Here is a 5,311-nt window from a genome sequence, read left to right as displayed (position 1 = left end):
GTGGCTCTTGCCCGTGCCCGAATTGCCGAGCGCGATGACGTTCTCGCGGCGCAGGATGAACTCGCACCGCGCCAGTTCGAGAACGAGCATCGGGCTCTGAGTAGCAGCGGAACAGAAAATACACACAAGGGCCGTTTCGGTCGCGCTTTGTCATCGCAACAAACCCCGGTTTTCTGCACCACGAAACGACACACCGGCGAGTCTGGCACAATGATGCGTCGATTTCATATAAAGCCTTGGACAAACCTATAGCCAGAAAACCTACCCCTCGATACGTTGATGAACGAGGGGGGCGAAGATCACCATGCTGATCGGATACATGCGGGTGTCGACGGCCGAGCAGAAGCTCGACCTCCAGCGCGATGCGCTCGAGAAGGCCGGCTGCCGGAAAATCTACGAGGATGTCTGTTCGGGCCGTTCGGTTGCGCGGCCCGGCCTTGCCCAAGCGCTCGACAACGCCCGTGACGGCGACGCGCTCGTCGTCTGGAAACTGGACCGGATCGGTCGTTCCCTGCCGCACGTCGTCGGGCTTTTCGGCGAGCTTCAGAAACAGGGCATCGGGCTGAAGGTGCTGACCGGTGACGTCGACACGACCACGGCGACGGGGCGTCTCGTCTTCGGCATCTTCGCGACGCTCGCCGAGTTCGAGCGCGATCTCATTTACGAGCGCACCATGGCGGGTCTGGCGGCAGCGCGAGCACGGGGTCGCACCGGCGAACGGCCGCGGATGATGACCCGGCCGAAGCTCAAGACGGCGATGGCGATGATGGCCGATCGGGACAACAGCGCCCGCGATGTTGCCGCCCAACTCGGCGTCTCGCTGTCGACGCTCTATGCCTATGTCGACAGCAAGGGCCAACCCCGCCCGCGTGCCTCTGATCTTCTCAAGAAACGCGCGGTTGCCGCGAAGTAGGAGAGCCAGTGCCGGTCAGCTTCCTCACCGAGGACCAGGTCCGGCGCTATGGTCGTTTCGCGGACGAACCATCCTCCGACCAGCTTGTTCGATATTTTCATCTCGACGATGCCGACCGCGCCTTCATTGCCGAGCATCGCGGCGATCGCAACCGCCTGGGCGTTGCCGTCCAGCTCGGATCGGTGCGTCTGCTCGGGGTGTTTCTTGAAGACCCGGCGACCGCGCCGGCGTCGGTCGTGGGCTACGCGGCCGAGCAACTCGGTCTCGATGATCTGGGCGCGATCCTCGCCTATGCGAATGACCGGGGTCGCTCGCGGCATATCCCTCGCATCAGGGATCGCTACGGCTATCGCTCTTTCACCCACCCCGGTGTGTCGTTCCGGCTGAGCCGCTTCCTCTATGCCCTCTGCTGGACCGGCACCGATCGGCCTTCGGCGCTGTTCGATCGCGCCGTTTCCTTTCTGCTCGCCAACAAGGTTCTGCTGCCGGGACTGTCGGTGCTCGAGCGCACGGTGTCCCGCGTTCGCTCGCGCGCCAATGCCCGCCTGTTCCGCCGCCTCGTCGACAAGGTGACGCCCGACCAGCGAGAGCGTCTCGATGCACTCGTCGTCGTGCCGGAAGGCGCCCGCCAAAGTCCGCTCGACCGGCTTCGGGACGGTCCTTACATCCAGAGCGGACCCGAAATCAGCCGGGCGCTGGCACGTCTCGACGAAATCCGCGCCGTCACGGAGGGTCTACCGGAGATCGATCGGCTGCCGCCCGGGCGCATCAATGCTCTCGCCCGCTTCGCGTCCGCCGCCAAGGCACAGGCGGTCGCCCGACTTCCGGATGATCGGCGGACCGCGACACTTCTGGCGTTTATCCGCACGCTCGAGGCCAGCGCCAGCGACGACGTCATCGATCTGTTCGATGTCGTCACCACGACGATCTTTTCCAATGCGCAGGCGGCGTCGAGGGAAGCCCGTCTGCGCACGCTTCGGGGTCGGTACATAGAACGGGCACAGATATACGCTAAGGTTTTGCCGGGCCTTTGATGGTGTGCATCTGGCGGAGCGGCCTGAGCGCTTCCGATGGTGCATCGTGATCGGTCCAGAGATAATCGCCGGTGAGATTGATGTGCTGCCAGCCGAGCGGCGACAGGTGTTGCAGCAGGTCGGGCGGGATCGGGCGTCCCAAGTTGGCGAGATGCGTCCGGACCGCTTGCAGGTAGGTCGTGTTCCACAGGACGATAGCGCCAGCCACGAGGTTGAGCGCGCTTGCCCGATGGTTCTGCGCTTGCAGCGCGTGATCGCGGATACGGCCGATGCGATGGAAGAAGATGGCGCGCTTCAGCGCATTTTCCGCTTCGCCCTTGTTGAGTTCGCGGGTGGCGCGGCGACGTTGTTCGGGCTGCTCGATCCAGTCGAGCGTGAACAGGGTGCGCTCGACGCGGCCGATCTCGCGCAGTGCCAGCGCAAGGCCGTTGGCGCGCGGATAGGCGCCGAGCCGTTCCAGTATGATCGACGCGCTGACGACCCCGGTGCGGATCGAGGTTCCCAGTCGCAGCACATCGTCCCAGTGCGCGGTGATCAGGCCTTCGTCGATTTTTCCCGCGACCAGCGGCGCGATATCGGGGCCGGGTTCCATGCCGTCGAACAGATGGAGACGGCGCGCGGCGATGTTCGGGATACGCGGCGCGAACCGGAATCCGAGCAAATGGCATAGCGCGAACACATGGTCGGAGACGCCCCCGCCATCGACATGATGTTCTTCGATATGCAGATCGGCACCGTGGTGGAGCAGGCCGTCAAGCACTTGCGCGGCCTCGCTTGCGGAGGCCGAGATGACGGTAGAATGGAACGGCGCGTAGCGATCCGAGATGTGGCTATAGAATGAGACGGCCGGCTCGGCCCCTTTGTGCGGATTGACCGCGCCGGTTGCCTGGGCGCGTCGATCAAGCGGGAAGTTCTGACCGTCCGAGCTGGACGAGGTGCCGGACCCGAACAGGGTGGCGAGCGGCGCGGCGTGCTGGGCATCGACCAGGCGAGCAAGGGCGCGCCCATAGGTTTCTTCGCGCAGATGCCATGACGCGAGCCATCCAAGCTGACGCTGGGTCACGAGATTGCAGGCTTCCGCCATGCGCGTGTGGCCGAGATTGGTCGCATCGGCCAGCACCGCCGTCAGGATCGCGCGCGGTTCATCGGCCGCACGACCGCTTTGCAGATGCGTGAAGCACCGGCTGAACCCGGTCCATCGATCGACTTCGGCAAGGAGATCGGTGATACGGATCGAGGGCAGATGGGAATAGAGTGGCGCAAGTGCGGTTTCCGCTTCCTCGGGCGTGACCGCCTTCAGCGGCGAAATCCGCAGCCTACCCGCGTTGAGCTGCACATCCTCAAGCGCGTCCGTCTCCGCCTTTCGCCCGACCTCGGCCAATCGCCGGGCGAGGCGTGCGCGTCGCTCGGCCAGCCAGGCGCCGGCTGTATCCGGTGCTGGGATCGGCAAGGGGCCAGCCGCGCGCATGGCGGCGAAGACGGGTCCGGGAATGAGCTGTTGCTCGACCGCGCGATAGCGCCGGCTTCCCTCGACCCACATGTCGCCGGCGCGCAACCGGTCGCGAAGTTCGACCAGCACGCACAATTCAAAGGTCCTGCGATCGGGATTGGCGCTCCCGATCGCCCGACGCCAGCCCTGCCGAATGAAGCCCATCGGTGCGTCGGCCGGCAGTTTTCGCAAATGGCCGAAATGGAGGTCGCGCATGATCGTGACCGCTCTTGAGAGCGCATGACAGGCCGGCACCGCTCCGAATGTGAACGTGGCGATGAACGATGGTCCGACCTGTCGGAGGACGGGATAGTTGGTGGCGGCGATCGTGACGGGATCGACCGCGTCCGGGCGGACGAGCCTGCGGGCTTCGTCGACCTCGCGGCCGAGATCGTCCCATCCGATCGCCGCCTCGACCGCAGCGCCGATGTCCCCACCCGACATCTTGGCGGCGAGCAGGGCATCGCCGAGCTGGGCGAGCAGCCGGATTTTACCGTTGATGGTGCGCCGGTCGCGCTTGAGCGCCGCATCCTCGCTGTTCTGCTCGCGCCGGAACATCTGGCCCAGCAGGCGGTCGAACATCAGCACCGCATCGTCGGTGAGCGTCACGACGGTTTCGAGTACGGTCGCCACCAGCGTGGCGCGACGACGCGAGGCTTGAAGCGTCCGGACATGCTGGGCCGTCAGCCGCGCCCCTTCCTGACACAGGCGGCGAAGACGTTCGGGATGCACGCTTGCGGCAATGTCCGGATCTATGCCGATTGCGCGGAGCAGCATCAGCCGTTCGAGGATGATGGCGAACATCTTGCGACCGGGCTTGCCGGGCGGCTGCCGAACCCAGCTCAGACCGCTCAGGTTCGTACCCGCGTGGGGCAGGAGAAGAGCGTCGAGCAGACGGCGTTGCTCAACGCTGAGGCCTCGGGTCAGATGCTCCGCGACATGGCGTTCGGCATCGAGCAAAGCCTGTGCGACCATCCGTTCGACGGGACTGATGCCCGGCACAATGATGCGACGTCGCCGGCACTCATCCAGCAGCAACCGCGCCAGCCTGGCTCCACTGGTCGTCGTCAGGGCGATCGGCAGGAGCCATTCCTGCAATGTTGTTCGCAGGGGCCGGCTGAGCGGTGTGAATCCGAACGCATCACGCAGCGCATCGAGCTGTTCGTACCGGGTCGGCCCGCGCATCGCATAATCGGCCAACGCCTCGGGCGCGACGTGCAACTGCTCGGAGACGAACGCGAGTGAGACATGGGGGATCAGTTCGCCGGGACGCAGCAGGCGACCGGGATAGCGTAGTGCGCAAAGCTGGATCGCGAAACCCAGCCGGTTATGCGGTCGTCTGCGGCGCACGATGACTGCCAGGTCGTCCTGGCTCAAGGTCCAATGCTGCACGAGCAGGGTTTCGTCGTCGGGCAGCGCAAGCAACGCCGCGCGCTGTTCTTCCGACAGGACGGTGCGGCGCGGCATCGGGTCAGGCCTTGGCCGGTGCGGTCCAGCCAATCCGGGTCAGGGTGCCAAGCAAGGTCGAGCGCGGCACCTTGAAGGTTCGGCAGACAGACGCCTTGGTGGCCCCGCCATTCAGCGCAGCAGTGATCCGTTCGAGGGTTTCGGCGTCGATCATCGGCGGGCGACCGCCCTGGCGTCCCCGGCGCTTCGCAGCGGCCAGCCCCGCCATCACCCGCTCGCGTGTCAGTGCGCGCTCATATTGTGCCAGCGCGCCGAACAGCGAGAACAGCAATTCGCCGTGCGGCGTGGTCGTATCCATCTGCTCGGTCAGCGACCGGAACGAGCTATGGCCGATTTTGGGTGACGCGGCTTGATCAAGCGGCGCGGTTGTCGGCGCCCTGCGTGGCGACGCCGTCTGTGAATGTGACG

4 protein-coding genes and 1 pseudogene are annotated in these 5,311 nt (G+C 65.4%); 2 read left to right on the top strand and 3 right to left on the bottom strand.

The window, feature by feature from the left end; all coding sequences use genetic code 11:
- Window positions 1-90 (bottom strand): annotated as a pseudogene (locus VQ044_RS23625) (ATP-binding protein); the annotation flags it as partial.
- Window positions 91-304: 214 nt separating this feature from the next.
- On the opposite strand from VQ044_RS23625, the gene VQ044_RS23620 reads away from it, so the two are divergent.
- Window positions 305-913: a recombinase family protein gene (locus tag VQ044_RS23620; RefSeq protein WP_327650054.1), complete on the top strand. Its 609-nt coding sequence runs from the start codon at window positions 305-307 to the stop codon at window positions 911-913.
- 8 nt (window positions 914-921) lie between these two features.
- Complete coding sequence (locus VQ044_RS23615; protein ID WP_327650056.1) at window positions 922-1,947, top strand: DUF4158 domain-containing protein; 1,026 nt, start codon at window positions 922-924, stop codon at window positions 1,945-1,947.
- On the opposite strand, the gene VQ044_RS23610 is transcribed toward VQ044_RS23615, so the two are convergent.
- Together VQ044_RS23610 and VQ044_RS23605 are read right to left on the bottom strand one after the other, a co-directional pair.
- Window positions 1,925-4,903 (bottom strand): Tn3 family transposase, encoded by a 2,979-nt coding sequence (locus tag VQ044_RS23610; protein ID WP_327650057.1) that lies wholly within the window; start codon window positions 4,901-4,903, stop codon window positions 1,925-1,927. The genes VQ044_RS23615 and VQ044_RS23610 overlap by 23 nt on opposite strands.
- Before the next feature lie 4 nt (window positions 4,904-4,907).
- The coding region (locus tag VQ044_RS23605) for a recombinase family protein (protein WP_331827808.1) at window positions 4,908-5,311 on the bottom strand (404 nt) is incomplete at its 5' end.

It is taken from the genome of Aurantimonas sp. C2-5-R2, from assembly GCF_036549495.1.
Taxonomy (GTDB): domain Bacteria; phylum Pseudomonadota; class Alphaproteobacteria; order Rhizobiales; family Rhizobiaceae; genus Aurantimonas; species Aurantimonas coralicida_A.
Note: the sequence above shows the minus strand (reverse complement) of the source record. Positions and strands in the feature narration are given on the sequence as shown.

Coding starts and splice junctions, on each gene's coding strand:
- VQ044_RS23620 (WP_327650054.1), top strand. CDS start 305: ATGCTGATCGGATACATGCGGGTGTCGACGGCCGAGCAGAAGCTCGAC.
- VQ044_RS23610 (WP_327650057.1), bottom strand. CDS start 4,903: ATGCCGCGCCGCACCGTCCTGTCGGAAGAACAGCGCGCGGCGTTGCTT.